The sequence below is a fragment of the Bacillus sp. ISL-78 genome (assembly GCF_018613455.1).
In the GTDB taxonomy this organism is placed as follows: domain Bacteria; phylum Bacillota; class Bacilli; order Bacillales; family DSM-1321; genus Peribacillus; species Peribacillus frigoritolerans.
The window spans coordinates 83,666-109,301 of record NZ_JAGGQC010000007.1 but is presented as its reverse complement, the minus strand read 5'-3'; the positions used below and the strand labels follow the sequence as shown (position 1 = coordinate 109,301).

The window sequence follows — 25,636 nt, the reverse complement described above, 5'->3', positions numbered from 1 at the left end:
CCCAAGTCACAAGGTATATCCTATCATACTCTAAACGTCGATGCAATAGACATCAGTCTTCTTTTTTAATCTCGGACAATAATTTTTTTTCAACTTCCGAAAGTTCATAACTATTGAGCAAATCCGGACGCCGAATCCAAGTTCTGCGCAGAGATTCCTTCATCCGCCATTCATCGATTTTTTTATGATTCCCGGATATTAGCGGATCGGGAACTTTCATCCCCCGGAAATCTGCAGGTCTAGTGTAATGGGGATGCTCTAACAAACCAGAAGAATAGGAATCAAGAATCGGGGAGTCAACATTTCCCAGAACGCCAGGCAGCAAGCGAACAACGCTGTCAATAATGACCATTGCGCCCAGTTCCCCGCCTGTAAGTACAAAGTCACCAATAGATATTTCATCCGTTACGACATGCTCCCGGATGCGCTCATCATACCCTTCATAATGCCCGCAAATGAAAATGAGATGTTCCTCTTCCGCAAACTCTTCGGCTTTTTTCTGCGTGTAACGCTCTCCCTGGGGACAAAGGAGGACCACCCTTGGGGTTAGCTCCCCTTGCCCTTTAAGTGCTTCCACAGCATCAAAGATCGGCTGTGCCTTTAATACCATTCCGGCACCGCCTCCATAAGGATAATCGTCTACCGTCGAATGCTTATTATCTGCATAATCTCGAAAGTTGGTCACCTTATAGCTCACAGCCTGCTTTTCCGCAGCCTTTTTTAAGATTGACGAACCAAATACCCCTTCGAACATTTCTGGAAAAAGCGAAAGCACATCGATTTTCATCAGTCTAAAAGTCCTTCCATCGGTGTAATGATTACCTTTTTAGCGGAAATATCCACTTCTTTAACAATTTGTTCAATATATGGGATCAGGATGTCCTTACTGCCAGCTTTCTTAATGACCCAAACATCATTGGCACCAGGCGTAAGAACCTCAACGATTTCCCCAACTTCCATTCCTTCATCCGTAAATACCGAACAGCCGATGATTTCATGGAAGTAGAACTCACCTTCGTCCAATTTACCAAGCTGTGCTTCCTTCACTTTCAGGACCCCGTTTTTAAATGCCTCGACCTGTCCGACGTTATAATAATTCTCGAACGTCAATAGATTAAAGTTTTTATGGGTGCGATGCGACCTGATGATGAGGGGCAGGGGTTTTTTCTCCGTGTCCCTAAACAGATACAGAGTATTTCCGACTTTGTATCGTTTTTCTGGAAAGTCTGTTGAAGAAATTACACGGACTTCTCCTAAAAGACCATGTGTGTTGACAATTTTACCTACATTAAACCATTTTTCCATTCTTTCACCTCTAACGAATTTCCGAGACGATTCCATCTTTTATGACAATGGTCTTCGTTGCCATGATTTCGTCCCAATCTGCCCCAATTTCCACATCAATGATACTTTGAACTTCCCGTTCCTTCAATTCACTACCTGCGGGAAGGATCTCCAACTGCTCCATTTGAAATTCAAGCAGTTTAATTTTTTCTTGCCTCTGGTTTATTTCTTTTTCAAAATGAGCACGGAGACTAGCAGGTTGGAGAGTTCTTGTTTTTTCAAGTTTTTTCAGTTCAAAGCGAAGCTGTTCACTCTCTTTTTGAAGCTGAAGGCGTTTTGACTTGTATTTCTCGAGGAGCTGATTCTTGCTGGATTCCGTTAATACTTGGTTAACGATTACATTTTGGAGAATTTTCATTCCAGCACCTCCTATTATCTATGATTTCTTATTTCCTTCAAAAAATATGTATGATGGGGTAATCTTTTTGAAATGGGGGTCATTCTCTTAAGTATAACGTAAATCGGTAAAAGATGCGTCTTAAAAAGGCGTAAAGTTTAAAGTCCGGGTCTATTCAATTAGGATCCAAGTAGAAATTTCACTTTCTTGAAGTACAAAAAAAGGAGGGGTATTAACCCTCCTTATTCGGAAATCTCCAAATGGATTTTCTTCTGCTGTGAAGATCCTGCTGCATATACCACAGTCCGAATCGCCTTAGCAACACGCCCTTGTTTACCGATTACCTTGCCCATATCCTCTTTATGAACGGAGAGGATATAAACAATCCGGTCGGATTCTTCCTTGGAGGTCACGATGACCTCTTCCGGATAATCCACAAGTGCTGAAACAATCGTTTCAATAAGTGCTTTCATCAACTACCGTCGATTACTTGCTGTTTTTTGCAACATGGAATTTTTCCATGATGCCTTGTGTAGAGAATAAGTTACGAACTGTATCAGATGGTTTAGCTCCATCTTGTAACCATTTAAGAGCAAGCTCTTCGTTGATTTCAACTTTAGCTGGTTGAGCAACCGGGTTATAAGTTCCTACCACTTCAATGTAACGTCCGTCACGTGGTGAACGAGAATCTGCAACTACAATACGATAGAAAGGAGATTTTTTAGCTCCCATACGTTTTAAGCGAATTTTTACTGCCATTTTAAATAAGCACCTCCGAATAGTTTCACACAAGATAGTATAATATCAAATGTCTTGCATGTTTGTAAAGGTTTTTTTCTTAACAGGTAAAAAAAGTGTTGAAATACATGGCTTCGACCCGTATTCGCCTCAGTTCAGACCTGAAATAAACCTTACATGAACGGGAATTTGAATCCCTTTTTCTTTCCTTTTTGCATGTTCGTGACCTGTTTCATCATCTTCTTCATTTCTTCGAATTGCTTCAGTAGACGGTTCACTTCTTGAATCGATCTGCCGCTTCCTTTTGCAATCCGCTTCTTGCGGGATGCATTCATGGTTTCCGGATGTTCCTTTTCATGCGTTGTCATTGAACGGATGATAGCTTCAACATGACCGATCTGTTTCTCATCGATCTGAAGGTTGTCCATCCCTTTCATTTTATTCGCACCGGGAATCATTTTCAGAATATCATCAAGCGGTCCCATATTCCGCACCTGACCAAGCTGATCAAGGAAATCATCAAAGGTAAAAGTGGCGGTACGCATCTTTTTCTCTAATTCTTTCGCTTTTTCTTCATCTACATTGGCCTGTGCTTTTTCGATAAGGGTCAATACATCACCCATGCCGAGGATCCTTGACGCCATCCTTTCTGGATGGAACGCTTCAAGTGCATCCAGTTTTTCACCCATACCGACGAATTTGATCGGCGTGTCGGTGACTGAACGAATTGAAAGTGCCGCACCACCACGTGTATCCCCATCAAGTTTCGTTAATACGACTCCTGTCAGGCCTAACTGTTCATTGAAGCTTTGGGCTACATTGACCGCATCCTGACCTGTCATCGCATCGACAACCAGGAAGATTTCATCAGGTTTAGTCAACTCTTTGATATCCTTCAGTTCGCCCATCAAGTTTTCATCCACATGAAGACGGCCTGCAGTATCAATCAACACATAATCATGATGTTCTTCCTTAGCTTTTTCAATTGCCTTTTTGGCAATTTCAACAGGGCTGACCTGGTCCCCAAGGGAGAAAACAGGCATGCTTAATTGTTTGCCAAGTGTTTCAAGCTGCTTAATCGCCGCCGGACGGTAAATATCAGCCGCAACGAGCAATGGCTTGCGGTTGTATTTTTTCCTAAGAAGATTGGCAAGCTTTCCTGTGGTCGTCGTTTTACCAGCACCCTGAAGACCTACCATCATAATGACAGTCGGTGGTTTCGAGGCAACGGCAATCTTGCTCTGTTCGCCGCCCATCAGCTCAGTCAATTCTTCCTTAACTACTTTAATTACCTGTTGACCGGGGGTTAAGCTTTTCAGCACTTCCTGACCTACCGAACGTTCACTGACACGTTTTACAAAATCCTTCACGACTTTAAAGTTAACATCCGCTTCAAGCAGGGCCAATCGAACTTCACGCATCATTTCTTTAACGTCCGCTTCGTTGACCTTCCCTTTTCCACGGATCTTTTGCATCGTGCTCTGCAGTCGGTCGGCCAATCCTTCAAATGCCATATTGCCGCCTCCTAATCCAACTTCTCAAGCGTTGTGATTGCGTCTAGCAGCTTCTCTTTTGAAAAGGATTCCTTTTCTATGAGTCCCTTCATATTCGCAATCCACTGGTTACGCTCTTGAAATTTTTGAAATAACAATAGCTTCGCTTCATATTCCTCAAGCATCGCTTCTGTTCTTTTTATATTATCATAGACTGCCTGCCTACTGACTTCGTATTCATCGGCAATCTCGCCAAGAGAGTAATCATCCAGATAGTAGAGGGACATGTAGCTCTGCTGCTTCTCTGTTAACAACGATTGGTAAAAGTCATACAAATAATTAATCCGCGTTGTCTTTTCAAGCATCTTAGCAAGCCTCCCTGCTGTTAAGTGAAAACCCTTTACAAGTTTATATTGTAAAGCCTTGTTTATTTGATGTCAAGTTAAACTCCTTACCACGTGTTTGCAAAGCATTATTTTTTTCATTTTCCGCTTCTTTTTTGGACCTTTCATCAATTGGTCCTCCAATTTTCATAGTAAAAAACCAGAAGAGAATGAACTCTTCCGGCTTACAATTTCCACTTAAACCTCTTCTTTATCGATGATATCAGCAAAAAGGCCATAAACATATTTCTCGGCATCGAATTCCTGTAGATCATCCATTTTTTCACCTAGCCCGACAAATTTAACGGGAATGGCCAATTCATTGCGAATCGCCAAAACGATTCCACCTTTTGCGGTGCCATCAAGCTTTGTTAAAACAATACCGGAAACATTTGTCGCTTCCTTGAATGTTTTGGCCTGGATAAGGGCATTTTGCCCAGTTGTAGCATCAAGGGCAAGCAGCACCTCGTGTGGTGCACCTGGTACTTCACGTTCAATTACACGTTTCACCTTTTCCAATTCTTTCATTAAATTGACTTTATTCTGCAAGCGACCGGCAGTATCACAGATAAGGATATCCGCTTTTCGTGCCTTGGCGGCCTGAATGGCGTCGAACATGACAGCAGCTGGGTCAGAGCCTTCACCCTGTTTGATTACACTGACACCGACACGCTCACCCCAAACCTCAAGCTGTTCAATCGCACCGGCACGGAAGGTATCCCCTGCAGCCAATACGACAGATTTCCCTTCTGTTTTGAATTTGTGGGCGAGTTTACCAATGGTCGTCGTTTTACCTACCCCATTAACCCCTACAAATAAAATGACCGTCAAACCTTCTTCTTGTATATTCAGGCTTGAAGTCGCTTCATCATCACCTTGGTAGATTTCAACAAGTTTTTCGGAAATAACGGACTGCACTTCCCTCGTATCAGAGATATTGCGAAGCTTGACTTCCATTTTTAATTGATCAATCAATTCCATAACAGTATCAAAGCCTACATCAGCCTGTATCAAGATTTCTTCAAGTTCTTCAAAGAAGTCCTCATCCACTTTCCGATAACGGGCAACAAGTTCATTAACCCTTCCAGTAAAGGAATTCCTCGTCTTTGTCAAACCTTGTTTGAATTTTTCCCCAATGGATACTTCTGCTTCAACTGATTTTTCTTTTTCTTCCTGAATCGTAAATTTCTCTTTTAACTTTTTGAAAAAACTCATTGTCCCACTTCCTCTAATTCATGAATTTAAACTTCCATAAAGTTTTCTGATTCTTCCATCCGGACAGAAACAAGTTTGGAGACACCTGACTCCTGCATCGTAATGCCATATAGGACATCTGCCTCTTCCATCGTGCCCTTGCGGTGAGTAATCACGATGAACTGCGTTTCCCTGCTGAACTTTCTTAAAAATTGGCTGAACCGGACGACATTCGCCTCATCTAGCGCTGCCTCGACTTCGTCAAGGATACAGAAAGGAACAGGACGCACTTTTAGAATCGAGAATAAAAGGGCTATGGCTGTCAATGCCCGTTCTCCGCCGGATAAGAGGCTCAAATTTTGCAGTTTTTTTCCGGGAGGCTGCGCAATGATATCCACCCCTGTATTTAGCAAATCATCAGGATTCGTCAGTTTCAGCTCAGCCCTGCCTCCGCCAAATAAAGCTTTGAAGACTTGTTCGAATTCTTTACGGATCGAATAGAAAGTATCCGCAAAGCGCCGTTTCATTTCATCATCCATTTCATCGATGACTTGGAATAATGTATCTTTCGCCTGTTGAAGGTCTTCCTTTTGAATAAGAAGGAATTCATAGCGTTCAGCTACACGTGCATATTCATCAATTGCACCTAAATTCACCGTACCCAGTTCCTCGATAGCAAGCTTGATGAGCTTCACCCTTTTTTGAGCTTCGTCGGCAGGCATCATCAATGGATACCGTTCTTTAGCACCTTCAAAGGAAAGGGTATATTCTTCTCGCAAGTGGTCGAGGCGATTTTCCAGTTCGACATCCAGACGAGTTAATTTCACTTCTTCATCCTTTATCACTTCGACAATGCCTCTATAAAGTCGATTTTCTTCTTTCAAGGACAGTTCGAGCGTTTCAACTTCCATTAGAAGCTCGTTTTTTTCCTGTTTTTTTATGGTGATTCCTTCAATTGCCCCATTTTTATCGAGCAATTTCTGCTGAGCCATATCTTCCAGGGACTCTTCCCCGCTTGAACTGTCTGTCATTTCATTGGTAAGGAGCCCTAAATCATCTTTGTTTTCCGCAAGCCTGCTTGATTCCTTAGAAAGATCCGATTCAATGCGTTCCATCTTCTCTTTTTGGTTTTGCAGCTGGCCACGCTTGGAAGCCAGCATTACCTTCAGTTCATTCGTTTCTTCAGCAAGGCTCTCTTTTGAAGATTGTTGTGATTGCTTTTGTTCGGTCATTTCGGAAATCAACCGGTCCAGACCTTCAATTTCCGATTTACATGATTCCAAAAGTTCTTCAAGCTCTTCAAGTCTTGCCTTTTTTTGCTGTTGTTCTTCTAAATATGAATTTTTATCCAAATCATAAAGATGCAGCCGTTCATTCACATTTCTTTCCTGGAGCTCCACTTCACGGAGTTCCCCTTTAAGGGTTTGTTCTTGTAACCGAAGTCTCTCTCCCGTTTTTCTGGTTTGTTCAAGCGTTTGCTCTTGAACACCGACATCCACTTTGAGCTGTTTGACTTGCTTTTCAAGCTGATTCGTTTTCACTTCCATTGCAGCAAGTTTTTGTTGAAGCTCCTCCAATTCAGTTTTCCTTGAAAGCAGGGAGGTCGTTTTTTGCTTTAAGGCTCCACCAGTCATTGAACCACCTGGATTGACGATATCCCCTTCAAGTGTTACGAAACGGAAACGGTGCTGCATCATTTTCGCCAGGTCATTTGCCCCTTTTAAATCCGTGGTGATAATCACTGTTCCTAATAGGTTTTCAGCAATCGCTGCATGCCTATCATCATATTGGATCAATGAGGAACCAGTCCCTACAAAAGCTGAATGGCTCTTCAGCATCGATAATTGGTTAGCTGATATCTCTCTTGCCTTAATGACTGATAAAGGCAAGAAAGTCGCACGCCCGTACCTATTTTTCTTCAAGAAGGAAATGGCTTCCCGTGCATGCTCTTCGCGTTCCACGACAACATGCTGCATCGCTCCGCCCAAAGCCGTTTCAATGGCCGTTTCATACTCCTTAGGAACCTTTATCAATTCCGCAACTGCCCCTTCAATGCCTCGAAGGGTTTCTTTCGCTTTCAAAACCTCTTTTACACCCTGAAAGAAGCCTGCATAATCATCTTCCATTTCTTCAAGCAGTTCCTTACGCGATTTAGCCTGTTGAAGGAATTGATAGGCCTTATAAAGGGTGGTTTCTTGTTTTTGATACGTATCTTTTGCCGCATTCAATTTATTCTGCTGATTTCGGAAATAAGTGACATGCTCTTCAAGCTGCTTGGTCATATTGTCCATCAGCTGTGAATATTCCATTTTTTTAGCAGTGATATCCATTCTTTCAGTTAAGAACTTTTCATTTTCCATATCAAGTTTTGCATTTTTATGTTCCTGTTGCGCAAGCTGCTGAAGCAGGTATTGTTTTTCGTTTTTGGCCGTGGCCTGCTTGTTCAACCACTCGATATAGTCACTCTTTTTCGCTTCGATCACCGCTTCTATATCACTATTGAAAAGGCCGAGGCTTTTTTGTTTTTCATGTAAGGTTTCAGAAATCCCTTTCACTTCCAAGTTCAGTGCATGCAGGATTTCCGTTTCTCTTTCCTTTTGCAAAGTCAACCGCTCGACAGCAGCCTCACCTTCCACAATCGCTTTTTCCAGCTGTGACTTGTTTTGGGCGGCATTTTTTTTCCGTTCTTTCAAAACTTCTTTACGGCCTTCAAGCTTTTCAAGTTCTTCGCTGGCATTAAGGAGAATCTCCTGCAGGCCATTGATCGATGTCTCAAGCGTCGCTAGACTATCCCTTAGCTTTTTGAGATGCGCTTCCCTGTCCTGAAGCTGTCCTGCCATTTGCTGTTCCATTTCATTATGTTTTTCCAGTTCCTGTGATAGTTTTTCCCATTTTTCATAAAGCTCTTCAATTTCATAAACGGTTAAAGCCACTTCTATTTGCTCTAGTTCGTCTTTCTTCGCCAAAAATTCCTTGGCGAGGGAAGACTGAATTTTTAACGGCTCCACCTGCCCCTCCAATTCATGGAGGATATCATGGACACGGTTTAAATTATCCTGTGTTTCCGTCAGCTTCGATTCCGCTTTTCGTTTTCTCGTTTTATACTTCAGGACACCGGCCGCTTCTTCAAAAATCACTCGTCTTTCTTCAGCCTTACTGCTAAGGATTTCTTCTACTTTCCCTTGGCTGATGATGGAAAACGCTTCTCTCCCAAGACCGGAATCCATGAAAAGGTCTATGATGTCTTTCAGACGGCAACCTTGATTATTAATGAAAAATTCACTTTCTCCCGATCGATATACACGTCTTGTCACACTGACTTCATGAAAGTCGATCGGCAGGGAATTGGTCTCGTTATCAAGGGTCAATGATACTTCCGCAAAATTCAACGCTTTCCTCGTGTCACTTCCCGAAAAGATGATATCTTCCATTTTTGCTCCACGCAGTGATTTCGCAGACTGCTCTCCAAGGACCCACCGGACTGCGTCGGTCACATTACTTTTACCGCTTCCGTTTGGTCCAACCACTGCCGTGACACCAGGTACAAAATCTATCGAAATTTTCTCTGCGAAAGATTTAAATCCTACAACGTCCAAACGTTTGAGGAACATGACCTTTCCCCCTCTACTGTTCAACTATCTTGTTGATTTTTTTCTTTTAAAACGATCAATGCATGCTCGGCTGCATGCTGCTCCGCTTCTTTTTTGGACTTTCCTATTCCAGAGCCAAGTTCTTCCCCATTCAATGAGACCGTCGAAACAAACTCCCGATTATGGGCCGGTCCTTTTTCCTGCAAGATCTTATATTGCAGGACACCGATGGCATCGCGCTGGATCAGCTCCTGAAGCTGGCTCTTATAATCCATCACATGAGAAAAAGCACCCTCGTCTATCTTCGGAAACACGACATTCGTCAAAAACTGCACAACTGGCTCTAATCCTTGATCAAGGTACAAAGCACCGATATAGGCTTCGAATACATCCGCAAGCATGGCAGGGCGTTCCCTTCCACCTGTCATTTCTTCCCCTTTTCCGAGTAATACATATTCCCCGTAAGAAAGGCTATTGGCAAAAGCAACAAGTGAAGGCTCACACACAATGGCTGCCCTTAGTTTGGTAAGTTCACCTTCGCTCATCATCGGATATTTTTGATATAAGTATTTAGAGATGGTCAGTTCAAGTACAGCGTCCCCCAAGAATTCAAGCCTTTCATTATCTTCATAAGGCTTACGGCGATGCTCATTCACATAAGATGAATGTGTAAAAGCTTGTTTCAATAAATTTTCATCTTTAAAATGAAAACCCAGATTTTCCTGCAACTGTTTGAATTTATTTTCCTTGATTGATGGTTTACGATTATTTCCGTTCCTACGCATCACACAAAACCCTCCACGGTTCAAAAAGCATATTTTTCCAATATATAAAAAGAAACCTGGCAGGAATTCCTGTCAAGCTTTCCTATGTACCATCATACATGATTATCCGCTTAAAGAAAACTAAAGGCAAAAGACACTGCATGCAGGCGGAGCATACCCGTGAACATGCTCATTCCGTTATTTGCCTTTGAATTAAACTTCTTTAGGCAATAAGAGAAAGCCCCGTTAAAAAACGGAGCTTTTAGTCAAATGACAATTCATTACATAGTGCTTTGTATGTAATTCACAGCATCACCTACTGTGGCGATTTTTTCAGCGTCATCGTCCGAAATTTCCATATCAAACTCGTCCTCGAATTCCATGACTAGTTCAACTACATCAAGGGAATCGGCACCAAGATCTTCTTTGAAAGAAGCTTCAAGTTTTACCTCTGATTCTTCTACGTTCAAACGATCTACAACGATTTTAGTTACTCTTTCTAATACATCTGCCAATGTGTTCACCTCCCCTCAAGACATTATAAATTAATTTCGAAAAAAATCAAGAAAACTTACATGACCATGCCGCCATCTACATGAAGAGTTTGCCCAGTCATATATTTGCTTGCATCGGAAGCAAGGAAAGACGCCACTGCAGCAATATCTTTAGGGTCACCGAAACGTGCAAGCGGAATTTGGTCCAGCATGGCTTTTTGGACGTCCTCAGGCAATTCACCGGTCATATCCGTTGAGATGAAACCTGGGGCAATCGCATTGACCGTAATGCCTCTTGATGCAAGTTCCTTTGCCGTCGTTTTAGTCAAACCGATGACACCTGCTTTAGCCGCTACATAATTAGCCTGCCCTGCATTTCCGCTGACGCCGACGATCGATGCCATATTGATGATCCTGCCGCTGCGCTGCTTCATCATTTGCCTTGTAACAGCTTTGGTGCATAGGAACACGCCTTTAAGATTCGTATTGATAACAGAATCCCATTCATCTTCTTTCATGCGCATCAATAGGTTATCACGTGTGATGCCGGCATTATTAACCAGGATATCCACTCTTTCAAATTGTTCGACGACCTCTTTGATCATGCTTGTCACCGATTCACTATTTGCAACATCGCATTGGATGGCGAATGCTTTCCGGCCCAATGCCTTGATTTCATCAACCACTTCATTCGCTTTAGCCTCACTGCCGGAATAGTTAATGGCAACGTCTGCTCCCTGACGGGCAAGTTCCAATGCAACTTCCCTACCAATACCTCGTGATGCTCCCGTTACAAGCGCTTTTTTACCTTCGAGGATCATGCTTGTACCCCCTTCAATGTTTCAATTGTTTTAGTTAGAGTGTCTATATCGGATACCGAATGAATTTGAACGGAACGATCAATTTTCTTTATCAATCCGCCCAACACTTTCCCTGGGCCAACCTCGATGAACGTATCCACGCCCAATTCAAGTAGACTTTTTACACTGTCCTCCCAAAGAACCGGTGAATACAGCTGTTCGATTAATTTTTCTTTTATTTCGGCAGGTGCTGTAATGGGCTTAGCCGTTACGTTTGAAATGACAGGAATTTCTGCCTGTTTGAAGCTTACTTCATCAAGGACACCCTGTAACTTTTCTGCTGCCGGTTTCATTAATTCAGAATGGAACGGTCCACTCACTTCAAGAGGAAGAGCCCGTTTAGCCCCATTTTCCTTGGCTTTTGCACTTGCAAGTTTAACCCCTTCGGAGGTGCCTGAAATGACGATTTGCCCTGGACAATTAATATTGGCCAATTGAACGGATTCACCTGTGGCCGTAATTTCAGAAGTGACTTCAGATAGCGCTTCACGGTCCATTCCCAAAATCGCAGCCATTGAGCCTTGACCATTCGGTACTGCAGCTTCCATGAATTCACCGCGTTTACGCACTGTATATACGGCATCTTCGAAAGAAATTGCACCAGATGCCACTAATGCCGTATATTCACCTAAACTGTGCCCGGCAGTATAATCGGGTTTGATTCCCGCTTCTTCCAACTCCTTGACAAAAGCATAACTCGTAGTCAATAAGGCTGGCTGTGCATTATAAGTCACCGTTAATTCTTGTTGTGTGCCATTAAAGATCAATTCCGTAAGCGGAAAATCAAGTTTTTCATCTGCTGATCGAAAAATTTGCTGAGCACGCTCTTTTTCCTGAAATAAGCCATGCCCCATTCCTATTGATTGTGATCCTTGTCCTGGAAAGACAAAAGCAATTTTACCCATCTGTTACTCCCCTGCCTTTATGATTTATTATTGTTTTTCTATTGTCTCCGCAATTGTCGATATGACGTCATTTCCAACCATATCGCGAGTCTGGCGTATAGCATTATAGACCGCATTCGCATCTGAAGAACCATGCGCCTTAATGACAGGGGCCTTCAAACCGAAGAGGCCAGCACCGCCATACTCCGAGTAATCCATTTTATTTTTTATGACTTTTAGTTCTGGCTTTACCATTGCTGCAGCCAACTTACTTTTGAGGTTGCTCATCAAGGCAGCTTTCACCATTTTGAATACGCCCATAGCAGTACCTTCAAGCGTCTTTAACACCATATTTCCCGTAAAGCCGTCCGTCACGACAACGTCCGCCGGCCCGTTTAGGAGGTCCCTTGCCTCTACGTTACCTATAAAGGATATCTCCGATGATTGCTGAAGTAGTGTAAAGGCATGCTTAGTCAGTTCGTTCCCTTTTTTTTCTTCTGTTCCGATATTAAGTAATCCGACACGGGGCTTTTCGATTCCCCGCACTTTTTGGGCATAAACAGACCCCATTATGGCGAATTGAAGGAGATGCTCCGGTTTCGCATCGGAGTTCGCGCCTACATCCAGTAATACAAAACCCTTGCCATCGATCGTCGGAAGGGTGGGAGCCAATGCCGGACGTTCAATGCCTTCTATCCTTCCGACCACAAACAAACCTGCAGCCATTAGCGCCCCCGTATTGCCTGAAGAAATGCATGCGTCCGCTTCTCCGTCAGCCACTTGCTGTGCAGCCAATACCATCGAAGCGCTTTTCTTGCGGCGAACCGCACGAACAGGTTCATCGGTACTTAATATTTTTTCATCAGTATGTATAACCCTAATTCGGCCATGCTTCACTAAGTATCGGTTAATCTCGGATTCATTGCCTATCAAGGTAATTTCCACATCGTGAAAAGCCTCGACAGCTTTCATCGCTCCCAAAACCTGTGCCTTGGGAGCATTATCGCCACCCATTGCATCTATCGTTATCTTCATTTTTTTCATCCTTTACTAGCAAGTTAAGAGCGATACATTTCGAACTCGCCTTTAAAAACCAGTTCATTACCCACGTAGCTTCTAACCTCCACCACGGAACGATCGTTGGTGTGGTCCACGTTTTTAACCCTAGCTTTAGCTACCACTCTTTCATTTTCCTTTACAGACCGAGTGAATAAAATGGATGCTTTCGCAGTTAATGCCAATTCATCATTTATGACTGCCACAGCCAATGAGTTTGCTTGGGCAAAAAGGTGATGTCCCCTTGCGATTCCATTCCGCTTAAAGACATGCTCTTTATTTATATCCAAAATCGAAATTGCATTATCATCTAAATTAAGATCAATTACTTCCCCGATGATTTCATCCAAAGGCAATGCCCTGATTTCGTCACTGAATTTTTTCTCGGCCACGCTTTTAATCCGTTCACGCAGTTCCGGTATCGATAATTCAAGACGGTCAAGCCTAATGGTCTGGACGCTCACCGAATATTTTTCAGCCAGCTCCTCATCCGTTACAAAAGGATTCTGTTTAATCGTTTCGATTAATAATTGCTGGCGTTCCTTCTTATTTCTTCGCATTTGAAGGTCACCATCCGTAGTATTATGACTAGGTACTAATAGTAGTATATATATTTTAAAAACAGATTGCAAGATATTGCGTAAAATCTCACAATCTGCTATTGGTTTTTTATTCAGTTCAGTCCAGCTTTTCTCCCGTAAATACTCCCGTTCCCTCTAAATAGTCCCGCAAAGGTGCATACTCCGGGGAATGCCAAAAGCTTTGGGAGGCAATCAATTTTGCCGCATCCATCCTTGCCACTTCAAGGGTCCTGTAATCATGGACCATGTCGGCTACCTTGAATTCTGGAAGACCGCTTTGTTTTTTACCGAAGAAGTCCCCGGGTCCGCGGAGTTCCAAATCCTTTTCGGAAAGGGCAAAACCATCGTTTGTCTCAGTCATGATTTTCATCCGCTCTTTGCCGACTTCCGTTTTCGGATCAGCCAGCAGGATGCAAAAGGACTGATCGCTCCCCCGTCCAACTCTTCCACGTAGCTGGTGCAACTGCGAAAGTCCAAAGCGCTCCGCATCATAAATGACCATTACCGTTGCATTTGGAACATTCACCCCAACCTCGACGACCGTCGTGGAAACAAGGATTTGCGCTTCATTGGCACTGAACTGCTGCATCACTTCTTCCTTTTCATCCGCGGGCAGACGTCCATGCATAAGACCCACTTTGTACCTGTTCGCAAAGTATTGTGTCAGCATTGCATGAACATCAAGAACATTCTGTAAAGAATCGAGTTTCTCCGACTCCTCAATCAATGGACAGATGACGTAAGCCTGTCTCCCTTTTTTTAGTTCCTTTTCGACAAAGGATAAGATCCGATCAAGCATTTGGTGTTTCGCCCAATAGGTCTCTATCGCTTTACGCCCGGCAGGCATTTCATCAATCGTCGAGACGTCCATTTCCCCAAACACTGTAATTGCGAGAGTTCGCGGAATTGGTGTAGCCGTCATGAAAAGTACATCTGGATTGGTACCTTTTTCACGAAGGATACGGCGCTGCTCCACTCCGAAACGATGTTGTTCATCCGTTATGACAAGACCTAAATTCCGGAAATTCACTTCATCTTGAATCAATGCATGAGTTCCTATCAAAAGATCCAGCTCCCCGGATTCCAACATTTGCAATAGTTCCTTGCGCTTTTTGCCTTTTACCGAACTTGTCAACAATGCGACCTTTACTCCACTCGGTTCCAACATGGCTTTCAGCGATTGTGTATGCTGCTCAGCCAAGATTTCCGTCGGGACCATAAGTGCACCTTGGAAACCTGCTGTAATCGTAGCCTTCAGGCATATGGCGGCAACCACCGTTTTCCCAGACCCGACATCCCCTTGAAGCAGACGATTCATCCTGTAGGGAGATTTCATGTCATTCATTATTTCCTCGACGACCCTATTCTGAGCGTTCGTCAAAGGAAAAGGTAGGGTTTCAACAAAGGCTTCCAGCCGCTCCATGTCAAACTCCTGGCCTATTCCTTTTGACTGCTCCCGCTGCACTTTACGAAGTGCCTGCATTTTAAGTTGAAACAATAAAAATTCTTCATACACAAAACGGCGTCGGGCCTTCTTCACGTCATTGGCCGATTGAGGGAAATGCATGGTACGAAGAGCATCATTACGCGGCATCAGTTTGTATGCCGCCAATAATTGCGGGGGCAGATTTTCTTCTATCATTGTGCCATATTCAGAAAATGCATTGGAGATAAAGCGGCGGAGCCCTTTGACGGTAATGCTGCCCTTCACTGAGTACACCGGTTCGAACTCTTTCTCACGGCTCCGATCACCAACATGGCATTCCGAGCCTGTAATGGTTTGACGATGACGATCCCACTTCCCCGTTACCGTTACGGTTTCGCCTATCGCAAGCTTCGGCTTCAGATAAGGCTGGTTAAAAAAAATGACATTTATTAAATATCTCCCAGTCAAAACTTTAATCGTGAGCCTGGATTTTTTCTTTCCGAAGTACCCTAACGTGGGTACCGTATGAACTTTGCCTTCTACAGTAACCCGTTCATCATGCTCGACCGTTTCTAAATCCCTCAACCGGTAATCTTCATAGCGATATGGAAGGTGCTCAAGGAGATCCGCGACGGTATGGATCTCCATTTCCCCCAAAGCTACAGCCGTTTCGGCCCCAATGCCTTTTACTGCGGTAATGGGTTCACGTAAAGTCGAGTTCACTTCTTATTTAGCGGTAAGCCAAAGATTTTCGCTTCCAACTCCCGTCCAGTCGGTGTAGCCGCTAAACCTCCTTGTGCAGTTTCCCTAAGAGCAGATGGCATCGTTTGCCCGATTTTATACATCGCATCAATTACTTCATCACACGGTATGCGGCTTGTGATACCCGCTAAAGCCATATCTGCTGCAACCATGGCATTGGCTGCACCCATGGCATTACGCTTCACACAAGGCACCTCCACAAGCCCAGCAACAGGATCACACACAAGACCAAGCATGTTCTTTAATGTGATTGCCATCGCTTCTGCACTTTGTGCCGGTGTCCCTCCTGCCATTTCAACGATGGCTGCCGCTGCCATACCCGAAGCAGAACCGACCTCAGCCTGACAGCCCCCTGCGGCTCCAGAGATCGAAGCATTATTCGCTACAACAAAACCAAACGCCCCTGCTGTAAATAGGAACTCAATTTTCTGTTCCCGATTCGGTTTTAATTTATTTTGCAAAGCGAAAAGGGTACCAGGCACAACACCAGCAGATCCGGCAGTCGGTGTCGCACAAATCGTTCCCATGGCTGCGTTCACTTCGTTTGTTGCCACGGCTTTGCTTACCGCATCCAACAGCAGTTCACCGGATAAGGAGTTTCCCGATTTAATGTAATTCTGAAGAAGGACTGCATCCCCTCCCGTCAGGCCGGAAACGGACCGTACACCTTGAAGTCCCTTTTCAACTGCCTGTTCCATTACATCCAGGTTGACCCCCATCTGGCGTATGATTTCTTCACGGCTTTTTCCCGTTACTTCCATTTCCTGCTCTATCATCAGCGTTGAAATTTTTTTCTGCTTTGATTCAGCTAATTCTACTAATTCCGCTACATTTCGAAACATGATCTCTTCTCCTTCCTAAGTGGAAACGATTGCTCTATCAATCCACAATCCTTGCTACTTGAGTGATATTGGGGAGTGCTGTAATTTCAGCTATGACGTGATCCTCCAGGTTTTGGTCCACTTCAATCGTCATCAAGGCCATCTGCCCTTTCTCTTTTCGGGAGACTTCCATTTGGCCAATATTGATCTGATGCTTGGCCAATATGTTTGAAACATTGGCAATGGCACCAAATCGATCATCATGAACGACAAGTATGGCAGGGTTGTGCCCGGACAGCCTCAATTTAAATCCGTTCAATTCGACAATTTCGATCTTTCCCCCTCCTATCGATATTCCGACAAGTTCCAGCTCACCATCATCATCACCAACTGTTATTTTTGCTGTATTGGGATGTTCCGGTACTGCCTCTTCTTCTCGAAATGTAATTTTCATTTTCTTTTTGCGTGCTATTTCCAGCGATTCTTTGATTCTCTCATCAAATGTATCAAAATCAAGCAAGCCTCCTACAATGGCTACATCCGTTCCATGGCCTTTATAGGTTTTGGCAAACGATCCGTAAAAAGAAATATGGGCCCATTTTGGTTCCCGGTCGAATAAATTCCTGGCAACCCTACCGATCCTCGCAGCTCCTGCTGTATGGGAACTAGATGGGCCGATCATAACAGGACCAATTATATCGAATACACTTCTAAATTTCATGATTAGCTCCTCCTTCTTTTCACTTGGAGTCAGTTTAATAATAAAGCCTGATATATTGTAATTACAATTATGCTGTCCGTAATCCTTCTTTTCATAAAAAATAAAACTGCATAGCCTAATGACATATGCAGTTTATTGCCTTTTATTTTTTTCGGGATCCTCCAAACATTATGACGGATAGGTTTCCCTTATTTTCATGTTCTCTACTTATTCAATTGAAAAAATGAAAGAATATAAAGGTTGTTTCCCATTATGGACTTCAACTTCAACATCTTCGAAATTCTCATTACAAAACGCAACAAGACTTTCGACATCTTCAGCAGTGGCATCTTCACCATATAAAATGGTAAGGATTTCTGAATCTTCGTCAATCATATCGGAGAGAAGATCTTTTGCCGCTTGAGTCATGTCTTTATCCTTCACCTTGATGGTGCCTTCAGCAATTCCCATGAAGTCCCCGGTCTCGATTGCAAGGCCGTCAATGTTGGTATCCCGGACAGCATAAGTAATCTGGCCCGTTTTCACATGCGAAAGGGCTTCGATCATCGCTTTTTTATTCTCTTCGGCATCAAGTGAAGGGTTGAAAGCCAACAATGCAGCCATTCCCTGTGGTACCGTTTTCGTTGGAATGACAGTCACGTGATCCCCAAGTACATCTGCAGCCTGATTGGCGGCCATGATGATATTTTTATTGTTAGGCAAGATGATCACATGATCTGCATATGCCCCTTCGACAGCTTTAACGATATCTTCCGTACTAGGATTCATCGTTTGCCCGCCTTCGATGACGGACTTAGCGCCGATGCTTTTGAATAATTCGCTGATGCCAGCGCCCATCGCCACTGACACTACAGCGTACTTCTCTTTGGTGGGCGGTTTAGTTTGAAGCGGTGTATTCGTCTCACCTACAATCGCAGTATGCTGTTCACGCATATTATCGATTTTCATTTTTATTAAACTACCATATTGCTGTCCATAATTCAGGCAGGTGCCAGGCTGTTCAGAGTGAATATGTACTTTGACGACTTCATCATCTGAGATGACTAGTAAAGAATCTCCGTATTCACTTAAATCATTTCTGAATTTTTCTTCATCAAATGATTGATTGGCAAGTTTTTCACTTTCCAATCGGACCATGAATTCCGTACAGTAGCCAAACACGATATCTTCCGTGTTCATATGTCCTTGTACATTCATGTGATGTTCGGCACTGATCATGTCATCCATGCTTGGACCATTAGCGGATCGGACTGGAAGGGCTTCACCTTTCAGCTCAGCAAGGAAACCTTCATATACGAACACCAACCCTTGCCCCCCGCTATCAACGACACCCACTTCTTTTAAGACTGGAAGAAGATCAGGTGTGCGTTTTAATGAAGCATTGGCCTCCGTAACGATTTCTTCCATTACCTGAATTAGGTCTATATGCTTTGCTGCTGATGAAACCGCTTGCTTGGCTGCATCTTTTGCAACCGTTAAAATGGTTCCTTCAACAGGTTTCATAACGGCTTTATAAGCTGTCTGAACCCCTGCTTCAAAAGCTTGGGCAAATTCTTCACTATTGATTTCCGATTTATGTTCAATCGCTTTAGCAAAACCGCGGAACAGTTGCGAAAGGATAACTCCCGAATTGCCGCGTGCGCCCATAAGCAATCCTCTTGAAAGCGACGCACCCACTTTTCCGATGTGTTCCTGGACGTTATTTTGCACTTCCTTCGCTCCCGAAGTCATCGATAAATTCATATTCGTTCCTGTATCTCCATCCGGAACAGGGAAAACATTCAACGCATCAACCATTTGGGCATTAGCCGCTAAATGGTTGGCACCTTGAATGATCATTTCTGCAAAACGCTTTCCGTTCAAACTTGTAATTGACACAAAACTTTCCTCCTATACTTAAGGGTTCGTCACACGAACTCCCTGTACAAAAATGTTAACGGAATCAACAGCTAATCCTACAGTTTTGTCCAGAGTGTACTTTACCTTTGATTGCACATTATGTGCAACTTCCGAGATTTTCGTTCCATAACTTACGATAATATACATATCGATATGAACTTCTTCCTCTTCTTGACGGACAATTACACCCTTAGTAAAGTTTTCTTTTCTTAAAATTTCGGCAATGCCGTCTTTAAATTGTTTTTTGGAAGACATTCCTATAATTCCGTAGCAATCCACGGCTGCGCCTCCTGCTACAGTAGCGATAACATCATTAGAGATATCAATTTGTCCATACTTCGTTTGTAATTCGATAGACATTTTCTTTTCCCTCCCAAAAATCAAATCAACTAAAGACATTTTACTATAATGTCTATGGTTTTAAAAGTAAATGTCTTACGGTACTCTATATAATTCAATTTCGAAGTATGTATGTCAAGGTTTTTTTCTTGAAAGTAATTAACTGAAGTATTGCATTCTAGCGGTAGGTATGATAAATTATTAAAGTATTTTACAAAGACTTAAGACGACTGCGAAAAACTTAAGCTTGTTGTAGTTAGGAGGGAATTTGACATGGCACGTAAATGTGTAATCACTGGAAGAAGAACTCGTTCTGGTAACAGCCGCTCTCACGCAATGAACGCTAGCAAGCGTACATGGGGCGCTAACCTTCAAAAAGTACGTATTTTAGTTGACGGTAAACCTAAACGTGTATACGTTTCTGCAAGAGCTCTTAAATCGGGCAAAGTAGAACGCGTATAATGTTACGGCATCCTCTTAGGATGCCTTTTTACTTGTAATGGCCGGTATTTAATGGGGATGGTCTCAAATCCTTGACCGGGTCCAGTCTGAATCAAGAAGGAGGCCTTCACCCATTAATGGATGGCCGCCCTATTTTCCTAAAAAATAACACCTCCCTTAATTTGAGAGGTGTCATGGAGATAAGTATCAGCCTTTTTTAAACGCTCCGAGCATAGCCCTTACCAAACTGCCCAGAACTTTTGGCAATTTAATCGTATAAAATTTCATCATGCCCCTCCTCTTTGCATCCCACAATTAAAGATGAAGTGGAATTTTTCTATTACAACATAAGCTTTTAAGCGGATATAGGATGATCGTAATTATATCCGAATCTGCTCTAAGCATGAATTTTAATCACTGCTTCTTATCACCATTAATATGCCTTTCTCAAATGAAACATTCCCAGATTCGGAAATTAGTTCATTGCTGATGCAAAGCGTCGAACCCATTTCCAAGCTTGCATCGTCCAGCGGATATTTGAAACCCGAAAGAGTAATGCCGGTGACTTCAGCGTTTACTGGGAGCAAGGACAAGTATTTCTTATCATTCAAAGCAGTGACCTTATATGAACCTGCTGTCTTTACTGTGATTATATTTTGCCGATCGACTATGTATATATCCATATCGCCATGATGAGGGAGGACACTTTCTTTTTGGAGCAGCTGGATATTCCCGAGAAAATGGTCCATTCTTCCCCCTGTTGCGCCCAGAATGTGAATTTCTCTTGGCTTTTGCCCCATTGCCCAATTAAATGCGATTTCTAAATCCGTTTCATCCTTTTCCGAGGAATAAAGATTGATTTTTTCCAGCATTTGCTCAATCTTTTCGTATTCACCTTCCGAAACCGAATCAAAATCCCCAAAACCGTAATTAGGCTCGATACCTTTTTCAAGCAGAGACCATACTCCCCTGTCAACCCCGACCCACAGATCTGTCTTCTCCTTATACCATGTCAAATCCGGCCAAAAACATTCCGGACCTCCAGCCATTATACTGATAATCATCGAAATCATCCTTTTCCATATAAAAATTATCCAAGGTGCCTTAGTTTAATTGATAAAAAAAGCCGATCACCATCATATGAATATGATAGTGTCGGCTTATATCACTTTCCCCGAATCTTTTGAATCGCTACGTGTCGATCTTCCTGATTATATATTGCCGAACCGGCCACCAGGATTGTCGCCCCTTGTTCAATACATAGTTTAGCCGTTTCTTCATTTACTCCACCATCAATCTCTATCTCGAGATTTTGATTATACTTTCCTGCCATCGCCTTCACTTCGGCAATTTTCGGAAGAACGGATTTAATGAACTTTTGCCCCCCAAAACCCGGATTAACCGTCATCAACAATACCATGTCAATATCTTCGATTATAGGTTGTATCAAGGAAGCCGGAGTGGCTGGATTAAGCACCACGCCTGCCTTTACACCAAAAGATTTGATCAATTGAACCGTTCGATGCAAATGTGTGCATGCCTCTACATGTACAGTTATATAATCGGCTCCCGCTTTCGCAAAGGACTCGATATAACGATCAGGTTGTTCGATCATTAAATGAACATCAAGCGGAAGCTTCGTTACTGGGCGGATAGCGTCAACAATTAGTGAGCCTATCGTTATATTCGGCACGAAATGCCCATCCATGACATCCACATGGATCAAATCCGCTCCGCCCCTTTCCACATCAAGAATTTCTTCTCCCAATTTTGCAAAGTCAGCTGATAAAATGGATGGTGCGATTTTAACCATTTTAATACCTCGGCTTTCTATCTCTTATTTCTTCTAAGAATTGCATATAATGCTCGTATCGATAACGGGGAATTTCCCCGGAATCAACCGCTTCCTTCACTGCACATTTCGGTTCTTTATCGTGGAGACAGGCCCTGAATTTACAGTCTTCCCCATGCTTATGCATTTCCGGGAAGCAATAGGATAGCCGTTCAGCTTCCATTTCCATGAATTCTAGTGAACTGAACCCTGGAGTATCCGCGACAAGTCCAGAGCCAATATGGATCAATTCAACGTGCCGGGTCGTATGCTTCCCGCGTCCCAGGTGTGAAGAAATATCATCCGTCTTTAAAGCCAATTCCGGATTGATCGCATTCAGCAAAGACGATTTCCCAACACCGGACTGACCCGCAAATACACTGGTCTTTCCTTCTAAATACGGCACTAGTTCTTCAATCCCTCCGGCGGTAACGGAAGATGTCTCCAGTACAGTATAGCCAAGTTTCTGATAGTCCTTGATATACTGGGACAATTTCTTTTGGTTTTCAGCTGTAACCAAGTCCAGTTTCGTCACGACGATAATCGGTTCGATTTCGTTATCTTCGATCAATACGAGAAATCGATCAAGCAAGGCTGGACTGAAATCAGGTTCCACTGCCGAAAAGACAAGAATTGCCTGGTCTACATTCGAGATTTGCGGACGTATCAATTCATTCTTTCGCGGTTTTATTTCGGTTACGGTCCCGTCCGTTTTATTTTCCGCTTCAAAAACAACATAATCACCAACGAGCGGGGTTACCTTATTCTTCCTGAACAGGCCCCTTCCACGGCATTGATAGACCTCTTCACCATCAAGGACATAATAAAATCCACTTAATGCTTTGATAATTTTTCCTTCGGGCATAACCACACTCCTAATTATTAAATTTATTCTGGATATGAGACGGATTCGTCAATGATGACCTGATTGTCCCGCATGACTTTATATCCTGCTTTCTTATCCGGGGAAACCATTAATTCGATCGTTCTCTTCGCTTCTGCCAATATATAGAATGTTTCTTGAGGCTCCGTCATGCTGTTGTCGATATCCTCGATGAAGATTTGGATTTTTTGTGATTTGCCTGGCTCAACCGGATCATACTCGATTGTTACTTCTTCCGTTACACTCTTGGGCGGAATCTCTTCTTTCCCTTTTGAAATGACCACTTTCACAGTACTGCCTTTTTCCACCTTCGTAGCAGGTTCCGGTGACTGGGAAATGACAAGCCCCTCCGCTACGGAATCATCATAGATTTCTTCTTCGACATCGATCTTTATTCCACTTTCACTGGAATAATCATCAAGGCCAGCTTTATTGAACCCCGTTAAGTTCTTCAAGCTCAACAGATCTTCCCCTTTACTGACCGTCAGCTCAAGCTCCGTTTCGGATGGTACGACCTCAGTGGCACCCGAAGGAGATTGATCTATGATCGTGCCGGGAGCACTGTCATCATATTTTTCAGTCACGCTTATGTTTTTGAATCCCATTTTTTCAAGCAAGGATTTAACATCAGAGTAATCTCGACCTTCATAGCTGGACAATGAAATCGTCTCTTTACCAACGCTTTGATAAATATCGATCACTGCACCTTCCTTGACCGTCTTACCTTCCTTAGGATTGGTTTTGATCACAAGACCAGCTTCAACCTCTTCATCTTCAATCTCAATCGTATCTCCAATTTCCAAATCCAGTTCAAGCAATTCAGTAATGGCGTCATCCAATTCTTCCCCTTTAAGGTCAGGGATCGTCACTTCCTTCGAGACAAGGAGGGGAGGTAAAACTGTGACAGATAAAACAGCAAGCAGTGCGAGAACTAAAAAGGTGGTCACCAAGATCGCTGGCATGTTCTTTCGTTTTTTACCTTTGTATTCCGACTTGTTTTTTTGTTTTTTCTGTTTCTTTTGTTTCTTCTGTTTCTTTTTTGAATTACTCTCTGCTACTGATTCACTTTCCTCATCGTCCGCATAAACTAACGTATTTTTTTCAGGACCCCTTATGATTGTCTCATCGATGCTTGAAAGCTGGTCATCCGTTATGACGGGGATGGCTTTTGTTGCATCATGATCTTCGGGAATCGCAAAAGGAAGTTCATTTGAACGCTCCGGATTAAGCGACGTCCGTATATCATCCTCCATCGAGTCCACGCTCTCATAGCGGTAATATGAATCTTTGGCTGTCGCTTTCAAGATAATATTTTCCACACTCTGGGGTATTTCAGAGTTCCAGCGTTTTGGCGAAGGAGTTTCCGATTGTAAATGTTTAAGAGCTATCGACACGGCTGATTCACCCGAAAAAGGCAATCTCCCCGTCAATAATTCAAACATGACGATGCCAAGTGAATAAATGTCCGATTTCTTGTTGGCCATACCGCCTCTAGCCTGTTCCGGAGATAAATAATGAACCGAACCCAAGACTGCGTTGGTCTGCGTTATGTTTGTTGCACTTAGGGCCAATGCAATGCCAAAGTCCGTAATCTTGACGGTTCCTTCCTTATCAATCAAAATGTTCTGTGGCTTGATGTCACGATGGATGATCCCATTATGATGGGCATGGGAAATCGCTGCCGTGATTTGCCTCATGATATCCAAGGCTTCATCAACTGGAATTGGATAATATTTTTGTATGTATTGCTTAAGTGTAAAACCATCAACGTATTCCATTACAATATAATAGATGGAATCTTCTTCACCAACATCATAAATACTTACGATATTCGGATGGGCCAAACTGGTTGCCGATTGGGCTTCCCGATTGAAGCGCTTGATGAACTCTTCGTCATTATTAAAATCCATGCGAAGGATTTTCAAGGCAACATCCCTATCTAAGATCATATCCCTTGCAAGGTAAACATTAGCCATACCGCCGCCGCCGACCATCTGGATCAGTTTATAACGGCCGTTGATCCTTCTGCCAATCAACATTCAATTCACCTGCTTTCACTTTCTTCAGTAAATTGAACAAGCACAAGGGTGATATTATCTTCCCCACCGTAGTGATTGGCCTTATCTATTAATGAATTCGCCTTTTCTTCAAGTGACTGTTCATTGGTTACCGTTTCTTCCAGTTCCAGTTCACTCACTTTATTCGTCAATCCGTCCGAACAAAGCAATAGTAAATCATTTTCTTCGAAGATGACCGTCATAATGTCCATTTCCACTTGCGTTTCTGTCCCCAAGGCTCGTAATAAAACATTTTTCCGTGGATGGTTTTCGGCATCTTCTTTCGAAATCTGACCGGATCGGACCAATTCGTTAACGAGTGAATGATCTTCCGTGACCTGCTTAAACCCACTCTCATTATACAAATAACATCGGCTGTCCCCGATGTTGGCAATGGTAGCAAACTTGTCGGTGCAAATGGCTGCAACAATGGTGGTACCCATGCCCTTACATTCCGTATTCGCCTCTGCATGTTCAAAAAGCAACTGATTGACCGTGAAGATTTGCTGCTTAAGCCAATCTTCGGCATCATTTGCCGTTTCGATTGCGGTGGATACTTCCCAGCCCTTTTTCAGAAGGTCTATCGTCATTGCACTGGCTACATCCCCGGCACGGTGGCCGCCCATGCCATCTGCAACGATGGCAAGGCGAACGCCTTCCGAGTTCTTAAAGATTCCGCCATTATCTTCATTATGCTGGCGGACTTTTCCACGGTCTGTCTTAAATATTGCCCTCATA

General features: G+C 43.2%; 28 protein-coding genes. 1 reads left to right on the top strand and 27 read right to left on the bottom strand.

All coding sequences use genetic code 11. From position 1 onward, the window contains the following. Nucleotides 1-52 precede the first annotated feature (52 nt). The 21 genes from trmD to J7I96_RS09155 all read right to left on the bottom strand — a co-directional run bounded on the left by trmD (nucleotide 53) and on the right by J7I96_RS09155 (nucleotide 19,707). Nucleotides 53-787, bottom strand: a complete 735-nt coding sequence (gene trmD / locus J7I96_RS09250) for a tRNA (guanosine(37)-N1)-methyltransferase TrmD (protein ID WP_214922938.1) — start codon at nucleotides 785-787, stop codon at nucleotides 53-55. Beyond that, the gene (gene rimM / locus J7I96_RS09245) at nucleotides 787-1,305 is read right to left on the bottom strand and encodes a ribosome maturation factor RimM (RefSeq protein WP_034313708.1); all 519 of its coding nucleotides are present in this window, start codon (nucleotides 1,303-1,305) and stop codon (nucleotides 787-789) included. The genes trmD and rimM overlap by 1 nt, the downstream gene beginning before the upstream one ends. Nucleotides 1,306-1,315: 10 nt before the next feature. Continuing rightward, complete coding sequence (locus J7I96_RS09240) at nucleotides 1,316-1,702, bottom strand: YlqD family protein (RefSeq protein ID WP_034313711.1); 387 nt, start codon at nucleotides 1,700-1,702, stop codon at nucleotides 1,316-1,318. A gap of 221 nt (nucleotides 1,703-1,923) precedes the next feature. Further along, the gene (locus tag J7I96_RS09235) at nucleotides 1,924-2,154 is read right to left on the bottom strand and encodes a KH domain-containing protein (protein ID WP_214770057.1); all 231 of its coding nucleotides are present in this window, start codon (nucleotides 2,152-2,154) and stop codon (nucleotides 1,924-1,926) included. Nucleotides 2,155-2,167: 13 nt separating this feature from the next. Continuing rightward, nucleotides 2,168-2,440, bottom strand: coding sequence for a 30S ribosomal protein S16 (gene rpsP, locus J7I96_RS09230; protein ID WP_048684918.1), 273 nt, complete (start codon nucleotides 2,438-2,440; stop codon nucleotides 2,168-2,170). A gap of 152 nt (nucleotides 2,441-2,592) precedes the next feature. Further along, the gene (ffh, locus tag J7I96_RS09225) at nucleotides 2,593-3,933 is read right to left on the bottom strand and encodes a signal recognition particle protein (RefSeq protein ID WP_214922936.1); all 1,341 of its coding nucleotides are present in this window, start codon (nucleotides 3,931-3,933) and stop codon (nucleotides 2,593-2,595) included. A gap of 11 nt (nucleotides 3,934-3,944) precedes the next feature. Next, complete coding sequence (locus tag J7I96_RS09220) at nucleotides 3,945-4,277, bottom strand: putative DNA-binding protein (RefSeq protein ID WP_034313718.1); 333 nt, start codon at nucleotides 4,275-4,277, stop codon at nucleotides 3,945-3,947. Nucleotides 4,278-4,320: 43 nt separating this feature from the next. Continuing rightward, a complete protein-coding gene (locus tag J7I96_RS28395) occupies nucleotides 4,321-4,446 on the bottom strand; it encodes a hypothetical protein (protein WP_285289406.1) in 126 nt (41 codons plus the stop codon). A 47-nt stretch (nucleotides 4,447-4,493) separates the two neighbouring features. Further along, on the bottom strand, nucleotides 4,494-5,510 hold the full coding sequence (gene ftsY / locus J7I96_RS09215; RefSeq protein WP_214768550.1) for a signal recognition particle-docking protein FtsY: 1,017 nt from the start codon (nucleotides 5,508-5,510) through the stop codon (nucleotides 4,494-4,496). A 26-nt stretch (nucleotides 5,511-5,536) separates the two neighbouring features. Next, nucleotides 5,537-9,100 (bottom strand): chromosome segregation protein SMC, encoded by a 3,564-nt coding sequence (smc, locus tag J7I96_RS09210; RefSeq protein ID WP_214922934.1) that lies wholly within the window; start codon nucleotides 9,098-9,100, stop codon nucleotides 5,537-5,539. Nucleotides 9,101-9,120: 20 nt separating this feature from the next. Then, on the bottom strand, nucleotides 9,121-9,864 hold the full coding sequence (gene rnc, locus J7I96_RS09205) for a ribonuclease III (RefSeq protein WP_034313726.1): 744 nt from the start codon (nucleotides 9,862-9,864) through the stop codon (nucleotides 9,121-9,123). A gap of 260 nt (nucleotides 9,865-10,124) precedes the next feature. Continuing rightward, complete coding sequence (locus tag J7I96_RS09200) at nucleotides 10,125-10,358, bottom strand: acyl carrier protein (RefSeq protein WP_034313729.1); 234 nt, start codon at nucleotides 10,356-10,358, stop codon at nucleotides 10,125-10,127. A gap of 56 nt (nucleotides 10,359-10,414) precedes the next feature. Then, complete coding sequence (gene fabG, locus J7I96_RS09195; RefSeq protein ID WP_161784896.1) at nucleotides 10,415-11,155, bottom strand: 3-oxoacyl-[acyl-carrier-protein] reductase; 741 nt, start codon at nucleotides 11,153-11,155, stop codon at nucleotides 10,415-10,417. After that, nucleotides 11,155-12,102: an ACP S-malonyltransferase gene (gene fabD / locus J7I96_RS09190; RefSeq protein WP_098184655.1), complete on the bottom strand. Its 948-nt coding sequence runs from the start codon at nucleotides 12,100-12,102 to the stop codon at nucleotides 11,155-11,157. Before fabD ends, fabG begins: the two co-directional genes overlap by 1 nt. 27 nt (nucleotides 12,103-12,129) lie before the next feature. Next, nucleotides 12,130-13,116, bottom strand: a complete 987-nt coding sequence (gene plsX, locus J7I96_RS09185; protein WP_214922933.1) for a phosphate acyltransferase PlsX — start codon at nucleotides 13,114-13,116, stop codon at nucleotides 12,130-12,132. Between the two features lie 23 nt (nucleotides 13,117-13,139). Further along, nucleotides 13,140-13,697: a transcription factor FapR gene (gene fapR, locus J7I96_RS09180; RefSeq protein ID WP_034313744.1), complete on the bottom strand. Its 558-nt coding sequence runs from the start codon at nucleotides 13,695-13,697 to the stop codon at nucleotides 13,140-13,142. A 118-nt stretch (nucleotides 13,698-13,815) separates the two neighbouring features. Next, a complete protein-coding gene (gene recG / locus J7I96_RS09175; protein WP_214922932.1) occupies nucleotides 13,816-15,867 on the bottom strand; it encodes an ATP-dependent DNA helicase RecG in 2,052 nt (683 codons plus the stop codon). Continuing rightward, nucleotides 15,864-16,748, bottom strand: a complete 885-nt coding sequence (gene sdaAA, locus J7I96_RS09170; protein ID WP_048684931.1) for an L-serine ammonia-lyase, iron-sulfur-dependent, subunit alpha — start codon at nucleotides 16,746-16,748, stop codon at nucleotides 15,864-15,866. Before sdaAA ends, recG begins: the two co-directional genes overlap by 4 nt. Before the next feature lie 37 nt (nucleotides 16,749-16,785). Continuing rightward, complete coding sequence (sdaAB, locus tag J7I96_RS09165) at nucleotides 16,786-17,448, bottom strand: L-serine ammonia-lyase, iron-sulfur-dependent subunit beta (protein WP_034313754.1); 663 nt, start codon at nucleotides 17,446-17,448, stop codon at nucleotides 16,786-16,788. Between the two features lie 207 nt (nucleotides 17,449-17,655). Continuing rightward, nucleotides 17,656-19,326 (bottom strand): DAK2 domain-containing protein, encoded by a 1,671-nt coding sequence (locus tag J7I96_RS09160; protein ID WP_034313758.1) that lies wholly within the window; start codon nucleotides 19,324-19,326, stop codon nucleotides 17,656-17,658. A gap of 18 nt (nucleotides 19,327-19,344) precedes the next feature. Further along, entirely contained in the window at nucleotides 19,345-19,707 is a 363-nt protein-coding gene (locus J7I96_RS09155) for an Asp23/Gls24 family envelope stress response protein (protein WP_214768567.1), read from the bottom strand. Nucleotides 19,708-19,959: 252 nt separating this feature from the next. On the opposite strand from J7I96_RS09155, the gene rpmB reads away from it, so the two are divergent. After that, the gene (gene rpmB / locus J7I96_RS09150; RefSeq protein ID WP_034313767.1) at nucleotides 19,960-20,148 is read left to right on the top strand and encodes a 50S ribosomal protein L28; all 189 of its coding nucleotides are present in this window, start codon (nucleotides 19,960-19,962) and stop codon (nucleotides 20,146-20,148) included. A 186-nt stretch (nucleotides 20,149-20,334) separates the two neighbouring features. On the opposite strand, the gene spoVM is transcribed toward rpmB, so the two are convergent. The 6 genes from spoVM to J7I96_RS09120 form a co-directional block, all read right to left on the bottom strand. Beyond that, entirely contained in the window at nucleotides 20,335-20,415 is an 81-nt protein-coding gene (gene spoVM / locus J7I96_RS09145) for a stage V sporulation protein SpoVM (RefSeq protein WP_034313769.1), read from the bottom strand. Nucleotides 20,416-20,537: 122 nt separating this feature from the next. Next, nucleotides 20,538-21,191, bottom strand: coding sequence for a thiamine diphosphokinase (locus J7I96_RS09140; protein WP_214922931.1), 654 nt, complete (start codon nucleotides 21,189-21,191; stop codon nucleotides 20,538-20,540). 101 nt (nucleotides 21,192-21,292) lie between these two features. Then, a complete protein-coding gene (gene rpe / locus J7I96_RS09135) occupies nucleotides 21,293-21,940 on the bottom strand; it encodes a ribulose-phosphate 3-epimerase (protein WP_214768571.1) in 648 nt (215 codons plus the stop codon). Between the two features lies 1 nt (nucleotide 21,941). Next, on the bottom strand, nucleotides 21,942-22,823 hold the full coding sequence (rsgA, locus tag J7I96_RS09130) for a ribosome small subunit-dependent GTPase A (protein ID WP_053534359.1): 882 nt from the start codon (nucleotides 22,821-22,823) through the stop codon (nucleotides 21,942-21,944). Between the two features lie 23 nt (nucleotides 22,824-22,846). Continuing rightward, on the bottom strand, nucleotides 22,847-24,880 hold the full coding sequence (pknB, locus tag J7I96_RS09125; RefSeq protein ID WP_214768573.1) for a Stk1 family PASTA domain-containing Ser/Thr kinase: 2,034 nt from the start codon (nucleotides 24,878-24,880) through the stop codon (nucleotides 22,847-22,849). A 5-nt stretch (nucleotides 24,881-24,885) separates the two neighbouring features. Then, nucleotides 24,886-25,635, bottom strand: coding sequence for a Stp1/IreP family PP2C-type Ser/Thr phosphatase (locus tag J7I96_RS09120; protein WP_214768574.1), 750 nt, complete (start codon nucleotides 25,633-25,635; stop codon nucleotides 24,886-24,888). Nucleotide 25,636 lies beyond the last annotated feature (1 nt).

Coding starts and splice junctions, on each gene's coding strand:
- trmD (WP_214922938.1), bottom strand. CDS start 787: ATGAAAATCGATGTGCTTTCGCTTTTTCCAGAAATGTTCGAAGGGGTA.
- rimM (WP_034313708.1), bottom strand. CDS start 1,305: ATGGAAAAATGGTTTAATGTAGGTAAAATTGTCAACACACATGGTCTT.
- J7I96_RS09240 (WP_034313711.1), bottom strand. CDS start 1,702: ATGAAAATTCTCCAAAATGTAATCGTTAACCAAGTATTAACGGAATCC.
- J7I96_RS09235 (WP_214770057.1), bottom strand. CDS start 2,154: ATGAAAGCACTTATTGAAACGATTGTTTCAGCACTTGTGGATTATCCG.
- rpsP (WP_048684918.1), bottom strand. CDS start 2,440: ATGGCAGTAAAAATTCGCTTAAAACGTATGGGAGCTAAAAAATCTCCT.
- ffh (WP_214922936.1), bottom strand. CDS start 3,933: ATGGCATTTGAAGGATTGGCCGACCGACTGCAGAGCACGATGCAAAAG.
- J7I96_RS09220 (WP_034313718.1), bottom strand. CDS start 4,277: ATGCTTGAAAAGACAACGCGGATTAATTATTTGTATGACTTTTACCAA.
- J7I96_RS28395 (WP_285289406.1), bottom strand. CDS start 4,446: ATGAAAATTGGAGGACCAATTGATGAAAGGTCCAAAAAAGAAGCGGAA.
- ftsY (WP_214768550.1), bottom strand. CDS start 5,510: ATGAGTTTTTTCAAAAAGTTAAAAGAGAAATTTACGATTCAGGAAGAA.
- smc (WP_214922934.1), bottom strand. CDS start 9,100: ATGTTCCTCAAACGTTTGGACGTTGTAGGATTTAAATCTTTCGCAGAG.
- rnc (WP_034313726.1), bottom strand. CDS start 9,864: ATGCGTAGGAACGGAAATAATCGTAAACCATCAATCAAGGAAAATAAA.
- fabD (WP_098184655.1), bottom strand. CDS start 12,102: ATGGGTAAAATTGCTTTTGTCTTTCCAGGACAAGGATCACAATCAATA.
- plsX (WP_214922933.1), bottom strand. CDS start 13,116: ATGAAGATAACGATAGATGCAATGGGTGGCGATAATGCTCCCAAGGCA.
- fapR (WP_034313744.1), bottom strand. CDS start 13,697: ATGCGAAGAAATAAGAAGGAACGCCAGCAATTATTAATCGAAACGATT.
- sdaAA (WP_048684931.1), bottom strand. CDS start 16,748: ATGTTTCGAAATGTAGCGGAATTAGTAGAATTAGCTGAATCAAAGCAG.
- sdaAB (WP_034313754.1), bottom strand. CDS start 17,448: ATGAAATTTAGAAGTGTATTCGATATAATTGGTCCTGTTATGATCGGC.
- J7I96_RS09155 (WP_214768567.1), bottom strand. CDS start 19,707: ATGTCTATCGAATTACAAACGAAGTATGGACAAATTGATATCTCTAAT.
- rpmB (WP_034313767.1), top strand. CDS start 19,960: ATGGCACGTAAATGTGTAATCACTGGAAGAAGAACTCGTTCTGGTAAC.
- spoVM (WP_034313769.1), bottom strand. CDS start 20,415: ATGAAATTTTATACGATTAAATTGCCAAAAGTTCTGGGCAGTTTGGTA.
- J7I96_RS09140 (WP_214922931.1), bottom strand. CDS start 21,191: ATGATTATCAGTATAATGGCTGGAGGTCCGGAATGTTTTTGGCCGGAT.
- rpe (WP_214768571.1), bottom strand. CDS start 21,940: ATGGTTAAAATCGCACCATCCATTTTATCAGCTGACTTTGCAAAATTG.
- rsgA (WP_053534359.1), bottom strand. CDS start 22,823: ATGCCCGAAGGAAAAATTATCAAAGCATTAAGTGGATTTTATTATGTC.
- pknB (WP_214768573.1), bottom strand. CDS start 24,880: ATGTTGATTGGCAGAAGGATCAACGGCCGTTATAAACTGATCCAGATG.
- J7I96_RS09120 (WP_214768574.1), bottom strand. CDS start 25,635: ATGAGGGCAATATTTAAGACAGACCGTGGAAAAGTCCGCCAGCATAAT.